The organism is Flindersiella endophytica (assembly GCF_054779015.1).
The window spans coordinates 24,011-41,109 of the sequence record NZ_BAAGYY010000024.1; the positions used below are offsets into that span (position 1 = coordinate 24,011).

The 17,099-nt window shown below is 70.1% G+C and carries 14 protein-coding genes; 10 read left to right on the forward strand and 4 right to left on the reverse strand.

Annotation, left to right across the window (positions count from 1 at the left end; translation table 11 throughout):
• Positions 1 to 78: 78 nt before the first annotated feature.
• From ACYVF6_RS27960 to ACYVF6_RS27980, 5 genes are all read left to right on the forward strand, one after another.
• Positions 79 to 3,144, forward strand: coding sequence for a hypothetical protein (locus ACYVF6_RS27960; RefSeq protein WP_460525572.1), 3,066 nt, complete (start codon positions 79 to 81; stop codon positions 3,142 to 3,144).
• A gap of 72 nt (positions 3,145 to 3,216) precedes the next feature.
• Entirely contained in the window at positions 3,217 to 3,837 is a 621-nt protein-coding gene (locus ACYVF6_RS27965; RefSeq protein ID WP_460525573.1) for a TetR/AcrR family transcriptional regulator, read from the forward strand.
• Between the two features lie 49 nt (positions 3,838 to 3,886).
• A complete protein-coding gene (locus ACYVF6_RS27970; protein WP_460525574.1) occupies positions 3,887 to 4,429 on the forward strand; it encodes a hypothetical protein in 543 nt (180 codons plus the stop codon).
• Between the two features lie 132 nt (positions 4,430 to 4,561).
• Positions 4,562 to 4,855: an antibiotic biosynthesis monooxygenase family protein gene (locus ACYVF6_RS27975; protein WP_460525576.1), complete on the forward strand. Its 294-nt coding sequence runs from the start codon at positions 4,562 to 4,564 to the stop codon at positions 4,853 to 4,855.
• A gap of 243 nt (positions 4,856 to 5,098) precedes the next feature.
• A complete protein-coding gene (locus tag ACYVF6_RS27980) occupies positions 5,099 to 6,916 on the forward strand; it encodes a CocE/NonD family hydrolase (RefSeq protein ID WP_460525577.1) in 1,818 nt (605 codons plus the stop codon).
• 5 nt (positions 6,917 to 6,921) lie between these two features.
• On the opposite strand, the gene ACYVF6_RS27985 is transcribed toward ACYVF6_RS27980, so the two are convergent.
• Together ACYVF6_RS27985 and ACYVF6_RS27990 are read right to left on the reverse strand one after the other, a co-directional pair.
• The gene (locus tag ACYVF6_RS27985) at positions 6,922 to 8,568 is read right to left on the reverse strand and encodes an outer membrane protein assembly factor BamB family protein (protein ID WP_460525578.1); all 1,647 of its coding nucleotides are present in this window, start codon (positions 8,566 to 8,568) and stop codon (positions 6,922 to 6,924) included.
• Positions 8,569 to 8,792: 224 nt separating this feature from the next.
• A complete protein-coding gene (locus ACYVF6_RS27990; RefSeq protein ID WP_460525580.1) occupies positions 8,793 to 9,707 on the reverse strand; it encodes a LysR family transcriptional regulator in 915 nt (304 codons plus the stop codon).
• Positions 9,708 to 9,777: 70 nt separating this feature from the next.
• On the opposite strand from ACYVF6_RS27990, the gene ACYVF6_RS27995 reads away from it, so the two are divergent.
• A complete protein-coding gene (locus ACYVF6_RS27995; RefSeq protein ID WP_460525581.1) occupies positions 9,778 to 10,893 on the forward strand; it encodes a TDT family transporter in 1,116 nt (371 codons plus the stop codon).
• 135 nt (positions 10,894 to 11,028) lie between these two features.
• Positions 11,029 to 11,601: a hypothetical protein gene (locus ACYVF6_RS28000; protein ID WP_460525582.1), complete on the forward strand. Its 573-nt coding sequence runs from the start codon at positions 11,029 to 11,031 to the stop codon at positions 11,599 to 11,601.
• A 127-nt stretch (positions 11,602 to 11,728) separates the two neighbouring features.
• Here ACYVF6_RS28000 and ACYVF6_RS28005 read toward each other — a convergent pair whose 3' ends face one another.
• Both ACYVF6_RS28005 and ACYVF6_RS28010 read right to left on the reverse strand, forming a co-directional pair.
• On the reverse strand, positions 11,729 to 12,775 hold the full coding sequence (locus ACYVF6_RS28005; RefSeq protein ID WP_460525583.1) for an alpha/beta hydrolase: 1,047 nt from the start codon (positions 12,773 to 12,775) through the stop codon (positions 11,729 to 11,731).
• A 6-nt stretch (positions 12,776 to 12,781) separates the two neighbouring features.
• A complete protein-coding gene (locus ACYVF6_RS28010) occupies positions 12,782 to 13,516 on the reverse strand; it encodes a TetR/AcrR family transcriptional regulator (RefSeq protein ID WP_460525584.1) in 735 nt (244 codons plus the stop codon).
• Between the two features lie 151 nt (positions 13,517 to 13,667).
• Here ACYVF6_RS28010 and ACYVF6_RS28015 point away from each other — a divergent pair, with 151 nt between their 5' ends.
• From ACYVF6_RS28015 to rox, 3 genes are all read left to right on the forward strand, one after another.
• Positions 13,668 to 14,192, forward strand: coding sequence for a SigE family RNA polymerase sigma factor (locus ACYVF6_RS28015; RefSeq protein ID WP_460525585.1), 525 nt, complete (start codon positions 13,668 to 13,670; stop codon positions 14,190 to 14,192).
• Positions 14,189 to 15,409, forward strand: coding sequence for a hypothetical protein (locus ACYVF6_RS28020; RefSeq protein ID WP_460525586.1), 1,221 nt, complete (start codon positions 14,189 to 14,191; stop codon positions 15,407 to 15,409). The genes ACYVF6_RS28015 and ACYVF6_RS28020 overlap by 4 nt, the downstream gene beginning before the upstream one ends.
• Before the next feature lie 246 nt (positions 15,410 to 15,655).
• Positions 15,656 to 17,083: a rifampin monooxygenase gene (gene rox, locus ACYVF6_RS28025; protein WP_460525587.1), complete on the forward strand. Its 1,428-nt coding sequence runs from the start codon at positions 15,656 to 15,658 to the stop codon at positions 17,081 to 17,083.
• The last annotated feature ends 16 nt before the right edge of the window (positions 17,084 to 17,099 follow it).

The window sequence follows — 17,099 nt, forward strand, 5'->3', positions numbered from 1 at the left end:
TGCCCCGGAAGGCGTTCTCACATCGGAGCCGGCGCGGGATGCTGTTGGTTTGCTCCGAAGTACCTCCAGGGGGATCTGGTGGCTGCCAAAAGGGTCTGGCTCGGGCGCCTGCTGGTGCCCGCCCTCCTGCTCGTTCTGGCCTTTCTGGTGCTCGGCGACCTGAGTAACAGCCTCGGCCGCATCCAGGTGTCGGATCTGCCGGCCCGCTCGATCGACTCCACGCGCAGCACGTTCGACGTCGGCAAGGCGGTCGGCCAGGCCCGTGAGGCGTGGTGTCTCTGGAACACCTACGACAGCGGGCCGATCCAGGCCGAGCCCACCCAGACGCTGCTGCCGGCCTACGGCCAGGATCCAAACCAGGAACCAAACACAGCGGCGCCGTCGGGGAGCAAGGCGCTCACCTGCGTGCGTGCGTTCGGAACCGGCGACCAGCTGCCGGTCTCCGGTAGCTCGGCGACGAAGTGGATCGTCCGCGCGTACACCGGAATCGACCTCGGGTTCGTGCTTCTCTATCTCGTCCTGAGTTGGTACTGCTTCCGTCGCATGTGCGACAAGCAGGCCGACGGATGGGTCGGCGTGGTTCTCGGAACGAGCCTCGTTCTCGGCCTGCTCGCCGCCGGTGCGAAGGATGCCGGCTACTGGATGCTGGCCTGGCCGGGTGCGAACGCGAGTCAGGTCGATGCCGTTGGACGGGTGCTGGCGATCGCGCCGGTCCTGCAGCTGATCGGTCTCGGCGTTGCGGGACTTGTCGTCCTTCGCCTGCTCCTGGACGAAGTGCGCAGGCGGTTGCCGGCAGGAGTCAGTCTCAGGCAGCTCGTGAGCGCGCTGCGGATTCAACTCGTGGTCGTGGCCGTGTTCGTTCTGATCATGGCCGGCATCGGGCAGAACCAGGTCGCGGACGCACTGCTACGGCTGGTCGACCTCGACAACCGCTGGTGGCTCGGCGCGGCCCAGATCGCCGCCACCCTGGTCGCGATGGGTTGCCTGGCGCTGCTGACCTGGCTGAGCGCGTTCCGGTTGGAGTTCAAGGCCGCCGGCAAGAGCCGGTGGCGGCCTCCGCCGTTGTGGGTCTTTCTGGCCCTGGCCGGGGTCTTCGCCGTCGCGGGCTGGTGGTTGCGGAACCTCTGGGGACTCGCAGCAGTCCTGCTCGCCATCTGTGTCGTAGCGAAACTGGGCAACGCACTTCCGCCGCTGCGGCCGTGGATGCCCAGTGCCGGGCCGACGAATCCGGAGGCTCTGCGGAACGTGGCGCTCCGCGCCGCACGCTGGCTGGCGGCGGCTCCGATCTTCGCGTTCGGCGTGGCGATGGTCCGCGCCGCGTTGCCGCCGTGGCTGGCACTCGACACCTCCGACCGGCCCGGCGGGCGCCTGCTGACCACCTGGATCGTCGGCCTGGCGATGCTGGGCGTGGGTGTCGGCCTCGTCCTGTTCCTGGGGCGGCGTGGTGGCAGGCCGGAGAGGTCGCATCGGGTCTACTGGGTGCTCGCCGCTTTCCTCGCTGCCGTTTACGTGCTGGTCGTCCTGCCGCCGACCAGGCAGGCGGTGCCGGTGATCCTCGGGCCGATCAGCCTGGTCGCGATCTTCCTGTCAGTGGTCCTGGTCGTCGGCAACGAGGTACAGCGCCAGGTCGAGTTGACATCGCCGTTGCCGGGCTTGCAGCGAATCGGCGCGACCCGCAACCCGATGCTGCTGCTGGTTCTGGTCTGGCTGGTGCTCGGCCGGTTGTTCGACACGGCCGGGCCGTACACCATCCGCACCCAGCAGGCCGCCACGGAGCGCGAACCGATGCAGCTACAGCAGGCCTTCGACGCCTGGGCGAAACAAAACTGCGCGGACGACTCCAGCAGCCGGGAGGCCGTCCCCATGGTGTTCGTCGCGGCCGAGGGCGGCGGGATCCGCGCCGCGTACTGGACCGCCGGCGTACTCGACACGGTGTTCCCGCTCGGCGCCACGATGACGACCGGCACGTGCACCGTGCAACGCCGCGAGCAGGTGTTCGCGCTGAGCGGTGCGTCCGGCGGCAGCGTCGGCATCATGTTCTGGCTGAACGCGCCGAACTCCGCCGAGCCCGCGTACCAGCGCACCGCGGCCGAAGGCAGCCGGCGCCTGTGGTACGACAAGGCCCTCACCGCGGACTTCCTCAGCCCGCTGGTCGCACGCCTGCTGTACGTCGACCTGCCGCGCTACCTGTTCGGCTATCCGTTCGCCGATCGGGCGGCTGTGCTGGAGGAGTCCTGGGAGAGCAGCCAGCCCGCGTTGGCGAACGGCTATCTCGGGAGCTACGACCACCCTCGCGACGGCAGCTGGCGGCCGATCGGGCTGCTCAACGCCGCCGCCGTCGAGAGCGGCTGCCGCGCCCTGGTGTCGCCCGTCGAGCTCACCGCCCTGGACAGCAGAGGCCCAGGAAGCCTCGGATGCCGCCGGCTGCCCGACAGCCAGTCCAGCAGCCGGCCCGCCGGCACCCAGACCGACGGCCCGCACTACGACGCGACCGGCCTGTACGATCTCGCGCCGCTCTTCCTGTGTCCCAAGCAGGACATCGCGAGCTCCACCGCCGCGCTGCTGTCCGCGCGGTTCCCCTACGTCACACCGTCGGGCCAGCTCACCCAGTGCGGGCAGGAGTCTCGGACGTACATCGTCGACGGCGGCTACCTGGACAACAGCGGCTCGATGACGGCGACCGACATGTACCAGCGCGTACGGCCGTACATCGACGCGCACAACGCCGAGGCGAGCAAGGGCGCCGGTCGTCCGATCAAGCCGCTCTTCGTCCAGATCGACAACGGCTACCCGGCCGTCGCGCAGGGCGTCAACCCGGACCGGCCGTACGAACTGCTGGTTCCACCCCGCACCAGACTGGCCGTCGCCGGTGCGCTCGAGCCGGCGGCGCGGCAGTGGTCGTACGAGACCTTCGGCGCGGAGTCGTACCTGCGCATCGCCAACGCTCCACATCCCGGCGTGCTCGCGCCGACCGGCTGGACGCTGTCGGGGAGCTCGCAGTACGAGCTGTGCCAGGAGCTCAACCAGGCAACGGATCAGCTGCACAAACTGGCGGTCGCGACCGGAAGCTCCGACCCGCTGACGTCGCCGGCCTGCCGTCCCGCCCAGGGTGACCTGCTGGCGCAGGCGAGTCCCAGCCATTAGCGGGCCATCGAGCGATCCGGGAAAAAGTCATCGTTGTTGACTTTCTTGGCGGGACCGGCCTACGGTGATTCCATGGCAGGTCAGCCAGCGGCCCGAACGGGGCGACGGCCGGGCAAGCACGACACCCGGGCGGAGGTTCTGGCTGCGGCGCGGCAGTGCTTCGCAGGCGCCGGCTACGACGGCACGACGATGCGGCAGGTGGCGGCCGCGGCCGGCGTCGACGCAGCGATGGTGCATCGGCATTTCGGCACCAAGCAGGCGTTGTTCCTGGCCGCTGTGGGTCTGCCGCGTGACCTGACCGACGTGCTCGCCGTCGCCCTACCCGGCGATGCCGCGGGTGTGGGCGAGCGGGTCGTACGCGCGTTTGTCGACCTGTGGGACCTCGCCCCGTTGCAGGGTGCTTCGTTTGCCGGATTGCTCCGGCTGGCCACCAGTGATCCGGCGGGGGCTGCCGCGTTGCGCGAATACCTCCAGCAAACCGTGGGCGGCGCACTTTCACAGATGCTGGGTGACCCCGCGCCCAGCCAGCGGATCGGCCTGGTCGGCAGTCAGCTGCTCGGCATCGCCGTCACTCGCTACGTGCTCCGGCTGGAGCCGCTTGCCTCCGCATCCCCGGACGAGGTTGCTGCCCAGCTGGGATGGATCGTGCAACGGCTGATCACCAACTACACTCCCGACCCGGGCTCACTGTGATCGCGGTGGCTGGGGCGGGTGCCAGGATCCGCGCGACAAGGAGGCCGACATGCCGCCGCTCTCAGCGAGATCTCATGGGACGATCACCCGCGCACTCCTCATCGGGACGGTTGTGGTGGGCTCGTTCGGCGCCGCCACCCTCGACCGCGCTGTGGTTGCCACGCCGGCCTGGAACCAGATCGGGGCTGCCGCCTGGGCCACCTACAGTCGCCACGCCGACCTCGGCAACGGGCTGATCGTCTACCCGATCTACGGCATCGGCCTCGTCCTCCTGGCGATCGCCGCAGCCATCAGCTACCGCCTCGACCCTGACGCTCCTCGCGCTGCCGGCCTGCCGGTCTACCTCGCGGCCCTGGGCGCGCTCGGCGTTGTCGTGACCACCATCAAGGCTGCACCGTTCATGCTGAGTCTCAACCAGCTCGACGCGAACGACCCGACCGCCCTGCAGAACGCGTTCGAGCAGTTCACCTTCTGGGGCCTCTACATCCGTGGTGCACTGGGTGCTCTCGCTCTCCTGGCCAGCATCTGGGCCCTGGCCGAACACCCGCGCACGCTGCGGCCCACGCCGGCGACGATCCCACCCACGGCATGAGCTCAGATATGTACGCCGGCGAGCCCGCGCCATTGGGGCGGAGATCGCCTCCCCGTCAAGGGCTGGTGCCGTGTCCCCGCACCTCCGTCAACCGAAGGCACGACCCAACAGGAAAGGCCGACGATGCAGCCCGTGACCTGGATCAACGTCTTCGACGTACCCGCAGACCGTGAGGACGAGTTCTCCACCATCTGGCACGAGGTCTTCGCCCCACATTTCAGTGCGAAGCCAGGCTTTCTGAGCTACAGGATGCACCGAGCCGCCTCAGCCGATGCGCGGTTCCGCTTCGTCAACGTCACCTTGTGGGAATCAGCCGAGCACATCGAGGCTGCTCACGATGAGCACTTCCGGGAGCTGGTAACCCGGCCCGAAATGAACGGGATCACGGCACACCCCGGGATCTACGAAGTCATTTCAGAAGGCTGAGTTCAGCCGAGCGCCATGACACTCCCGACCAGAGCCGCCACGTCAAGCACGTTTGGCGAAGGCGTCGGGTTCCTCCACATAGGGAACTGGCCACCGCGGTCGAACATGTGCAGGCTGGCTTGGGGATACGCCCGGCGGTTTGCTGCCGTCTTCGGTCCTTCCAGGGAACAATGTTCCCGGTAGCGTTCTGGTATGGAGCGCGGACCTCATGACGTAACAGTGACAGCGGACGTAATGGTGCCGATGCGAGACGGCGTGTCCCTGGCCACCGACATCTACCAACCTTCGAACCTTGCCGAACCCCTGCCCGTCGTGCTGTTGCGCACGCCGTACGGCAAGCACCTCACCGAGGAGAGCAACCGGTGGTCGTCCTACTTCGCCTCGCATGGTTACGCCGCCGTGGTCCAGGACTGCCGCGGCTGCCACCGCTCGGAGGGTGAGGTCGACTTCCTATGGCCGGAGTCCGACGACGGTGTCGACACGATCGCGTGGATCCGGTCGCAGGAGTGGTGCGACGGCCGGGTCGCGACGCACGGCACGTCGTGGTGTGGCTGGACCCAGACCGCGGCGGCCGCGGGTGGCGCCGAGGGCATGACGGCGATGGTCGTGACGATGAGTGGCGCGCGGGCGCACCAGACCTCCGTACGCCATCACGGCGCCCTCGAGCTGCGGTTCATGGCATGGGCGTTCTGGCACTCGGCGCTGCATGCCGGGCCGAGCCGCAAGCCGCCGTGGGTCGACGCGGCGCTCAACAGCGCGAGCCCGTCGGTCACCGACTGGCTGGGCGCGCTCCCGCTGCGCCGCGGCGACAGCCAGCTCCAGCTGATCGAGCCGTACGAGCGCTGGCTGCTCGACCTCGCCACGCGTTCGGACTTCGACGAACGCTGGGCGCATCCGAGCGTGAACCCGATCGACTACGCCGACCGGTTCGCCGGAGCCGCGACCCTCCTCGTCGGCGGGTGGTACGACTCCTACGCCCGGGCGACCTTCCAGCTCTACGAAGGACTCGCCGCGTACGGCCTGACCCGCGTGCTGATGGGGCCGTGGACGCACGGCACCGCGCAGCCGGAGACGACCTTCGCGGGCGACGTGGAGTTCGGTCCGGACGCGGCGTTGCCGTCGTTCGCGCGACTCCACCTCGACTGGTACGACGAGTTCGTCCGGCACGAGGAGCGCGGGCTACGATCCGCCGCGCCGATCCGGCTGTTCGTGATGGGCGGCGGCAGCGGCCGCAAGACCGCGGCCGGGAGGCTCGACCACGGCGGCCGGTGGCGCGACGAGCACGAGTGGCCGCCGGCCCGCACGCGGTTCACGCCGATGTACCTCCACGGCGGCGGCACGCTGAGCGCCGACCCACCGGCCGAGACCGGCTCACGTACCAGTTACGACTTCGACCCGGCGCGGCCGGTGCCGACGATCGGCGGCAACCTGTCGTCGCTCACCGAGCTGTTGCCGATGGACTCGGGCGTGGCCGGCGTCGAGTACGAGCCGTTCGGCGAGCGGCTGGCGCCGATCGTCGAGGCCGGCGGGTGGAACCAGTCCGAGCGGCCCGAGGTCTTCGGAGCGCGGGAGCCGTACCTCCCGCTGCGCACCCGCGCCGACGTGGTCGTGTTCGAAACGCCTGCACTGGAAGAGCCCGTGGAGGTGACCGGTCCGATCACTGTAGAGCTGTGGGTGTCGTCGGACGCGCCCGACACCGACTTCACCGCGAAGCTGATCGACGTCTATCCGCCGAGCCCGTGGTATCCCCACAGCTACGCCCTCAACCTCACCGACTCGATCGTCCGGTTGCGCTATCGCGACTCCGACACCGCACAGCCCTACGAGCCCGGCACGATCGTGCCGGTGCGGATCACGCTCTACCCCACCAGCAACCTGTTCGCAGCCGGCCACCGGATCCGGCTCGACGTGTCCAGCTCCAACTTCCCGCGCTTCGACGTCAACCCCAACACCGGCGACCCGCTGTGGACGCACCGGTGCCTGCGCATCGCACACAACACCATCCACCACAACGCGACCCACCCCTCGCACGTCACGCTCCCGATCATCCCCGCGACCTGACCCGCTCAGGCCAGGCCCGCAACCCCCGCCTGCCCCCACGCGACGACCGCGCCGGGCGCGAGCACCAGGCCGGCGCCAGGATCGACCTCGAACGTACGCGCCGAAGCACCGTCGCGCGGCAGCACCGTCACCGTCCCGCGGCCATCGGGTCCGGAGTCGCGTGGTGCGTCGAGACCGATCAACGCCTTTCCGGTAAGGCAGATCCAGCTGCGCGCGAGCCGGGCACCCGTCGACGCGGTGTCCAGGGCCAGCGCCTCGTAGAGCTCGCCGGGCTCGTGCCGGTCGCACACCGGCGGCAACGTGGCGCTGACGTCCGCGACCGTTCCGGAACGCGGCCTGCGCTCGGCGAGCACCGTTCCGTCCTTGGCGGCCAGGGCGTACGACCATCGGGTGTCGGTGTCCGTGGCGTCCCGGCCCACCCAGGTCACGTGACCGCCGGCATCCGCCCAGACGTACTGGCTGCCGAGGGCGGGAACGGTCCGCCCCAGCCGCCAGCGCACCTTGCCGGTCCGGTCGTCCAGCGCCAGCAAGCCTCCCGTGAGCACGACATCCCGGCGGGACGACTGCGCCGGCCCGCACGGCTGGCGGAGCAGGACCGCGTCGTGGGCGGGTACGGGCGCGTCCGCTTCGCCGATCCGCCAGCACCTGCCGGGCTTGTCGTAGGTCCACAACCGCTTGCCGGTGCGGACGTCGTATCCCACGTACTCGTCCTCGTGGTCGACCAGCAGAACGTGGTCGGTGAGGAGCAGGCGAGGGTCGTCGGACGCGACCAGATCGAGTACGTCGTCGAAGCCGACCGCGCCGGTCATCGCGTCGAACCCGACCACGCGTACCCCGACGACTCGCGGCTGGGTGGACGCGAACCGGACCGCGATCCGTCCGCCGTCAGGGCTCGCGACCAGCTCCGAGGCGTTGGCGCCGCGCCAGCGGTAGTGCCAGCGTTCCTTGCCGGTACGCCCGTCCAGCGCCACGATGCCGTCGTCCACGCGCACCACGACACCCGGACCCGCGGCCACCGCGTCGCGTACCGCCCGCCCCGGCGCCGGCTTCCAGGTCCAGCGCACAGCGCCGACCTCCGCCGGCACCGCCGGCCGGGCAGCCCGGGTGGTGGTCGTCGCCTCCACCGAGCCGGATCCGACCCACCAGACCAGGCCCGCGACCGCGGCGCCCACGAGGAGCGCGCTGGCCGCGACCCCGGCGACGGATCGGAGTGGACGCCACCGCAGATCGGGTTGGTGCAACGGCCACACGATCGCGCCGACGGCCGCCAGGCCCACCGCTCCGACGAGAACGCCCCCGAATCCGACCGCGAACAACGCCGGCCCGACCGCGGGAGCCCCACCACGCAAGGCGGCTTCGGCGTACGGCACCGACCACCACGCCGGCCAGGCGGCGAGCACGGCGAGCAAGAAGCAGCTGACCCGGAAGGCGACCGCGGCCCGGCTCGCTCCGGAGAAGGCACTGATCGCCAGCACCGCCAGCCACACCAGCAGGACGGGCAGCACCCACCACGTCCAGCCGGCCCATGCCGGCGGCTCCGGAACGGCCGGACGGGCCGGCAACAGTCCCGCGGCCAGCAGGACTCCCGCCCCCAGCACGACGAGCCCGGCCGCGGCGCCACGCAGCAGCGGCAGTCGATCGTGATGCTGCATCTCACCCCCACACCCCTCCGAAGCCAAGAATGTCACGGAAAGCCCTGGTCGGGGCCTGGCTCGGCCGCAGGCGGCGAGGCCGGCGGGCTGGTGACACGCCCGAGCCTTGCGCAACCAGCCGCGGCGGCGGCCTCGTTGCCACGGATCTCGGCGTACTTGGCCAGGGGCTGCGGCACAGTCGCCAGGAGCGATCTCGCGCCCCAGCCGGGCCCAGGTCCCTCCTGCTAGCTCCGCGTCAACGACAGCAGGTCGCGGGCGGGACCGGCCGGCCGGTGGCCGGTGGGCCAGATCGCGCGGAGGTCGCGCTTCAGCTCCAGGGCGTCGACGGGGACCTGCACCAGGCGGCGCATGGCGAGTTCGTCGCGGACTGCCAGTTCGCTGAGTACGGCCGGGCCCGCACCGCTGACGGCCGCGGCTTTCACCGCTGTGGTCGAGGAGAGCTCGAACAGTGGTCGGGCCAGGTCGCCGAGGGCCGCGTCGAGTACCTGGCGGGTGCCCGAACCCTCTTCGCGAAGGACGAGCGGGGTCTCCGACAGCTCCACCGCGGACAGCGACCTCCGGCGGCGGGCCCACGGATGGGTGGGTGCGGTGACGACGATCAGGCGGTCGTGGGCGATGACGACGGAGTCGAGGCCCGCCGGCACGTTGAGCCCCTCGACGAAGCCGAGGTCCGCCTCGTCCGCTAGGAGCGACTCGGCGACGGCCGTGGAGTTGCCGGCGTGCAGCGACACCGCCGTGTCGGGGCGCCGCGCCCGCAGGGCGAGCAGCCAGCCCGGCAGGAGGTATTCCGCGATCGTCATGCTCGCCGCGATTCGTAGCCGCGAGTCGCGCCGGACGCGTAACGCCTTGGCCCCGGCGTCGAACACCTCGGCGGCCTCCACGACCCGGCGGGCCCAGTCGGTGACCAGCGCACCGGCGTCGGTGAGCCGGGAGCCGCGCGGTGACCGGTCGACCAGCGCGACGCCCAACTGGCGTTCCATCGAACGGATCCGGCTGCTGGCGGCCGGCTGCGTGATGCCGAGCTCCCTGGCCGCCGCGCCCAGGCTGCCGAGCCGGGCGACGGCGAGGAGGAGCTCCAGGGCACCGAGGTCGGGTACGCGGTGGGTCAGCGACCCGCCTTCCTCCGCACGCGATGCCATAAGTCCAGCTTATGCCCCCATAGAAACGACCTCCCTGGTCGCGGCGCAACCGCGGGTGGACGGTGGAGGCATGGTCACCGCCGCGGACTCCCTGCCCCTTGCCGCCTCCGGCCGATCGCCGCGCGCCGCCGCCGTCCGCCACCTCGGTCCGAACTGGTACGCGGCCGTCATGGGCACCGCGATCGTGGGCACCGCCGGTGCCGCGCTGCCCGTACACCTGCCGCGGGCCTTGTGTACGGGCGTGTGGGCGCTCTCCCTGCTGGCGCTGGTGGTCCTGCTCGGTGCTCGCGCGCTGCACTGGATGTACCACCGCGACCAGGCGCGAGCGCACCTGCTCGATGCGGCGGCCGCGCCCTTCTACGGTTGCCTGGCGATGGCCTTGCTGGCCGTGGGCGGCGGCGCGCTGACCGTGGGCCAGGACTGGATCGGGCTGGAGGCGGCCGTCGTACTCGACGCCGTGCTGTTCACCGTCGGCACCGTCGTCGGGTTGGTCGCGGCGGTCGCGATTCCGTACCTCATGGCGGTACGCCACGAGATCTCGCCCGGCCAGGCGACGCCGGTGTGGCTGCTGCCGGTCGTCGCGCCGATGGTGTCGGCGGCACTCGGGCCGCTCCTCGTGCCGTACGTTCCGGCGGGCCAGGCGCAGGAGACGCTGCTGCTCGCGAGCGTGGCGATGTTCGGGGTGAGCCTGCTCGCCACGCTCGTCATGCTGCCGGTCATCTTCGCCCGGCTCGTGACCGGCGGACCGCTGCCCCTCGCGCTCGCGCCGTCGCTGTTCCTGGTGCTGGGGCCGCTCGGCCAGTCGACCACCGCGGTCGGCAAGTTCGCGGACGTCGCGCCCGGAGTCGTGCCGGCGCCGTACAGCGAGGGCTTCGGCGTGCTCGCCGTGCTCTACGGCGTACCGGTCATGGGCTTCGCGCTGCTGTGGTTCGCGCTGGCGACGGCGTACGTGGTGCGGGCGCGGCGGCAGGGAATGGGTTTCGCGATGACCTGGTGGGCGTTCACGTTCCCCGTCGGCACATGCGTCACCGGTGCCGAGGCGCTGGCGCGGCACACCGGGCTCGTGGCGTACGACGGGCTGGCGATCGCGTTGTACCTGGTGCTCGTGGCCGCCTGGCTCACCGCGGCCACCCACACCGTCCGAGGTCTGCTCAGCGGCGCGCTGCCGGCCGCGCCGCGCACGTAGCTCCGGCGGCCGGATGGGCAGGCCCGGACCGTGATCTAGGCAGCACTTGCCGATTCCGTACGGCTGGTTTCCGCGGATTCTTTGTCAGGGCGCCGAAGCTCGGCGCCTTTTCGAATCCACGGGAGGAACCCTTTCATGCGTACTCTTTCCAGCTCGGCCCGAACGATCGCGGGGAGCCTGCTGGCTGCCGCCACCCTGGCGGTGGGCGCTGCTGCCGTCGCTGCTCCGGCGGAGGCGGCGCCCCAGTTCAGGGAGCTCACCGTGCTCAACGGCGGGCAGGCCCTGGCCTCCAACCTCAGCGGGGGGATCGTCGTCGTCAACCCGACGGGCAGCACACTGCAGCAGTGGGAGCTGCTCTTCCCCGGCAGCGCGGGAAGCAGCGAGCCGAGCTTCGGGTCGGCGTTCCAGCTGAAGAACCGCGCCACGCAGAAGTGCGTGCAGGACGCCGGCAAGGACCAGCAGGTCGTCGAGGTGACCTGCCTGGCCAACCCGGCTCCGAAGTCGGCACAGCTCTGGCAGCACCACACCGCGATCGACCGGACGGTGAACGGGAATGCGTACCAGTTCCTGTTCAACCGAAACTCCGGGCGCGTGCTGAGCCGGGCGCCGATCTTCGGCAGCGCCGTTCCGGTACTGAGCTCGACCAAGGCGACGAACGAGGGCAGCGCGGCCGCGGCGCTCCAGCTGTGGAACCTGCGCCGGCTCTGATCGACGACCGGCTGCCGTGATCCGCTCGAACGATGACGACGGCGGCCTGTCCGGCGTGTGCGGGCAAGGGCCGGGTCCGGGAGGAAACCTCCCGACCCGGCCTGTGCCGTCCACCGTCGAAGGCGGACTAGGCACCCGGATCCCAGCTGGGTTGCCAGTTGGACGTTCCGGGGACGATGCCGGCCCGTACGGCTTCGGGTGCCAGCGGCGTGGTGACCGTTTCGCCCGGTGGGGGTACGGGTTCCAGTGACCGGCCGCGGAGGTGGTGGTCGAACCAGCCGATCGTCGCGCGCATGGCGTCGCCGAGGCCGGGTTCGACGTACATGCCCATGCCGTCGTACCCAAGGACGACGAGCCGCTTCGGCTCCTTGACCAGCTCCATCGCCCGGGTCATCTGCTCCAGGTCGTGGTAGATGTCCGAGCCGTTGGCGCCGACGAACTGCAGCGGCGTGGGCGACACCCACTCGGCGAACCGCGCGGGGTACCAGTCGTCGAACTTCTCCAGAGACTCGACCAGCATCTGGTTGTCGAAACCCGGGTACATCTCGAGGCTCAGCCGGGCGTAGCCCTTGCCGGGCTCGGGCCAGCCGTCGACGTTGAGGTACGGCATGGTCGCCCCTTCGCCGGTGGCGAACCGCCGGTCGAAGTCGGCTTCGATGAGGCTCTGGGGCAGCAGGTCGCCGTAGCCGAACAGCGTGCTCGGGTAGAGCGCCGACACGCACTTCACCCGCCGGTCCCGGGCGGCCAGACGCATCGCGATCGCGCCGCTGGGGCTCACGCCGTGCAGGCCGATCGCCTCCGGGTCGACCTCGGGACGCGAACGCAGGTAGAGCAGAGCGCTGCGCATGTCCTGCACGTTGTTGGCGAAGTAGACCTGCCCGCGCGGCTTTCCCGTACTCGCGCCCGACGTGCGGTAGTCGAACGCCAGGCAGACGTACCCTGCCCGCGCGAGGTACCACGCGACGCCGGTGTTGGCCTCCTTGGGCGTGATCCCGCTCCACGCGAGCACGATGCCCGGCCGCGGCGCGGGATCGTCGATCGCATCGGAGAAGTACAGCGTGCCGGCGCACTCCGCCATCCCGCCTTCCGCGCCGCCGGCCGGGAACGCCACCTGCTCGACGCGTACGCCAGGTGGGTAGACGAACTGTTGCCCGTCGAGCATCGACTCACTCACCACGACTCACCTTCCTGAATCCGAATCTGTGTCTGTACGTGAATCCGCATCCGGCTTCGGATCGAACCAAGCCCGAAGCACAGCCGGGGTGACGAGCGTGATCGCCCCTTCGTCCGCTCCGAGAACGCGTTCGATCGCGCCGGTGTACGCGGCGACGGTCGCCTCCGCCTCCTCCGGCCGCGCCGTACCCGACTCCACCGCGAAGAACAGGTCGAACAAGGCGGTGTCGAGGTCGCCGATCAGCGCGACCAGGATCCGCCCGGCCTGCGCGGGATACGGGCAGCCGAGCGCCTGCTCGCGTACCCCCTGCGCGACGAGCCGGCCCAGCAACGGCGCGACCCGCTCGACGACCATGCTTCGCATCACCTGACTGACCAGCGCGTTGTCGTCGGACGCGCGGATCCGCATGGCCTCCACCACCGCGTCGCGGCGCAGGGTCTTCCACTCCGCCAGCGAACGGAAGAAGCCGTTCAGCTTGTCGATCGCGGCCGGTCCGGTCTCGGCGGCCAGCGCCTCCAGCTGCGCGACCGACACGGCGACGCTGCGCTCCGCGAGCGCTTCCAGCAGCCCTCGCTTCGACCCGAAGTAGTGGTAGAGCAGGCCCCTGGACACACCTACCTCGTCCAGGACGTCCTGCGTGCTCAGCTGCTCGTACCCCTTGGTCGCCAGCAGCCGCTGGAACCCGTCGAGAAACTCGGCCCGCCGCGCGGCATGCGCCGCCGGGTCGACCGTCCTCGCCACGGCCACCTCCAATTAATAGACCGACTGTCAATCTATTAATAGCACCAGCCGCCCGAGCCGGCAAGCCGGCCCATGCAACAGTTGGGCGGGTAACCGCGTTCAGGGGGCGAGAGAAAGACAACTGGGAGAACCGGACGGCTGAGGGGGAGCCTTGAGCAGCAGCGTCAGCTTCGAGGAGTTCGTCGCGTCCCGCGCGCAGGCGCTGCTGCGCTACGGCTACGTACTGACCGGCAATCCACACGACGCCGCCGACCTGATGCAGGAAGCCCTGCTCAAGCTGCGGAACGTGTGGGCTCGCGTCGCACAGGAGGCACCCGAGGCGTACGCCCGCACCACCATGGCTCGCCTGCACATCAGTGTCTGGCGCCGGCGAAGACGCGAACGGCTGGTCTCGGCGGTGCCCGACCACGCAGCGCCGGACGACTCGCTGACTCGCGTCGAGTCGGAGCAGGGGCTGTGGCGGTTGCTGGAGACGTTGCCGCGCCGCCAGCGTGCGGTGCTGGTGCTGCGCTACTACGAGTCGCTGAGCGACGACGAGATCGCCGACGTCCTCGGCATCTCACGCGGCACCGTACGCAGCCAGGCTTCACGTGCGCTGGAGAAACTACGCGGCGCGTGGTCGACCACGAACGAGCCGGTTCCTGCCGACATCGCGGTGAAAGGGAAGACATTGTGAGCCACAATCTGGAGGAAGAGCTCGAGCGCGTGCTGCGCTCCGCGGGCGAGTCCGCACCGCGGCCGGAGCTGAACCTGGTGGACCAGATCGGCGAGCGCGGCCGCCGGCGTCGCCGCAACCAGGTACGCACCGTGGTGGCGTGCGGGACGGCGATCGTGACCGTCGGCGTCGTCGGGCTGGCCGTCGACGCCATCCGCCCCGGCACGTTCGCCCCCGCCGACGGCACCACCATCGAGACAGCGCCGCTGCCGAAGCAGAAGCAGGAGAAGCCCGCGAAGAAGACGAGTGTCCCTCTCGCCAAGAGCCTCTGGCCGCAGGCGGTCCACCAGATTCCACGGAAGCTGCCGGACGGCCGGACGATCTTCCCGCTGACGTTCCTCGACGCCGACACGCTCCTCATCACCACGCAGTCGAGCTTCGAGAAGACCGACGCGTTGGTGCGGTACGACCTGAAGACCCAGGCCACGGAGGAAGTCGCGAAGGTCGACTCGCCGGGATACGCCAACAACATCACGCTCAGCGACGGCTGGGTCGTGTGGTCGGCATACGACGAGAAGTCCAAGCAACCCGGCACCGAGATCTGGGGCGTCCCTGTCGCCGGCGGACAGGCACGCCGCCTGGTGGTCGCTCCGGGCGCCGGGATCGACTTCCTGGCGGTCGGTGGCGGCGAGGTGCACTGGTCGTACCGCGGAAACAAGAACGAGGTCTACTCCGCGCCGCTGACCGGCGATGGAAAGCCACGGGCGATCCCCGGTTCCAAGGGCTACCACATCGTGTCGTGGCCGTGGATCGGCTCGCCCGGTGACGAGCAGAAGAGCGGCCCGATCCCTGAACAGCAGGTGCTCTACAGCACGTTGCGAAACGTCGAGACCGGCGAGAGCCGGACCACGGTCGATCTGAAGGGCCTCTGGAGTTGTGGCCTCACATGGTGTGTGGGCGCCTCGGACGACAAGATGTACGCCCAGCAACGCGACGGCAGCGGCCGCAAGAGCACCGGTGCCGGCGCTTTCATGGATCTCTTCGCCATGCGGCCGATGCCGCTACGGGACCGGTTCTACGTCGACGGGCTGACGATCTCCGACGTGCACACCGGGAAGACCGGCCGCCTTTCGCACGACAAGGAAGAGGGTTTCCGGATACCGAACGACGATCGGCTGCACTACAGCTACGTCAAGAACGACCGCTACGAGCTGATCGACCTCGCCGCGATCGAGTAGACCCGGACGTCAACGCGAGCTTGCCGCTTCTCGAGCCATCGGCACCGGCTTGGGAGCGGCAAGCTCGTCGTGCGAGCCCGTCCATCGCTCCTCCACTGTCAATCTATATAACAGCACCCTCGGCCAGATGCACCACCGGGGTGGCTTCGAAGGCCCTGCCCGTGTTGCAGAATTACCGTCCGACACCAGAACCCCACCGAAAGAGGGTTGCCGAAATGTGTGTGTCGTCGACGAACTGGGGGCCGCATGACTGACGTGATCATCGCCGGGGGCGGGCCGACCGGGATGATGCTGGCGAGCGAGCTCCGGCTGCACGGCGTAGACGTGCTGGTATTGGAAAAAGACGCCGAGCCGGCCGGACTGGTCCGCTCGCTGGGGTTGCACATTCGCAGCGTCGAGGTGATGGACCAGCGCGGCCTGCTGGAGCGTTTCCTCGAGCTTGGCACGAAGTACGACAGGCGTCCCAGCTCCTTCGCCGGCATCCAGAAGGGGTGGCCGGAGACCATCGACACCGCGCACGGCTACACCCTCGGCATTCCGCAGACCGTCACCGATCGCCTGCTGGCCGAGCACGCGGCCGAGCTCGGCGCCGAGATCCGGCTCGGCACCGAGCTGGTCGGGCTGAGCCAGGACGACGACGGCGTGACCGTCGAACTGGCCGACGGCACCCAGCTGCGCTCGCGTTATCTCGCCGGCTGTGACGGCGGACGCAGCACGGTACGCAAGCTGCTCGGCGTCGGCTTCCCCGGCGAACCGAGCAGGAACGAGTGGCTGCTGGGCGAGCTGGAGCTCACCGCGACGCAGGAGGAGCTCGTCGCCGTGATGACCGAGGTCGCCAAGACCCAGCACGGGTTCGGGGCCGGTCCGATCGGGAACGGGCTGTACCGCGTCGTCGTGCCCGCCGCCGGAGTGGCCGACGACCGTGCCGTGCCGGTGACGATCGAGGAGGTCAGGCAACAGCTGCGAGCGTTCGGCGGCACCGACTTCGGCGTGCACTCGCCGCGCTGGCTGTCCCGCTTCGGCGACGCCACCCGGCTGGCCGACCAGTACCGCGTCGGCCGGGTCGTGCTGGCCGGCGACGCCGCACACGTCCATCCGCCGCTGGGCGGACAGGGGCTCAACCTCGGCATCCAGGACGCGTTCAACCTCGGCTGGAAGCTCGCCGCCGAGGTCGCCGGCTGGGCACCGGAAGGCCTGCTGGACAGCTACTTCACCGAACGGCACCCGGTGGCGGCCGACGTCCTGAACAACACCCGTGCGCAGGGCGAGCTGCTGACCCACGCGCCGGGCCCGGACGCCGTGCGCGGGCTCCTGGCCGAGCTGATGGACTTCCCGGAGGTGAACCGCTACCTGATCGAGAAGATCACCGCGGTCAGCATCCGTTACGACTTCGGCGAAGGCCATGAGCTCCTCGGCCGGCGGTTGCGGGACGTCGAGCTGAAGCAGGGCCGCCTCTACGCCTTGCTGCACAAGGGTCGCGGGCTGCTGCTCGACCAGACCGGCCGGCTCTCGATCGACGGCTGGGCCGACCGGATCGATCACGTCGTCGACGAAAGCGACGAGCTCGACGTGCCCGCGATTTTGCTCCGCCCTGACGGCCACGTCGCCTGGGTCGGCGACGACCAGCAGGACCTGCTCGCCCACCTGCCCACCTGGTTCGGCGACGCCGCCTAGACGATCAGCCGCCGGG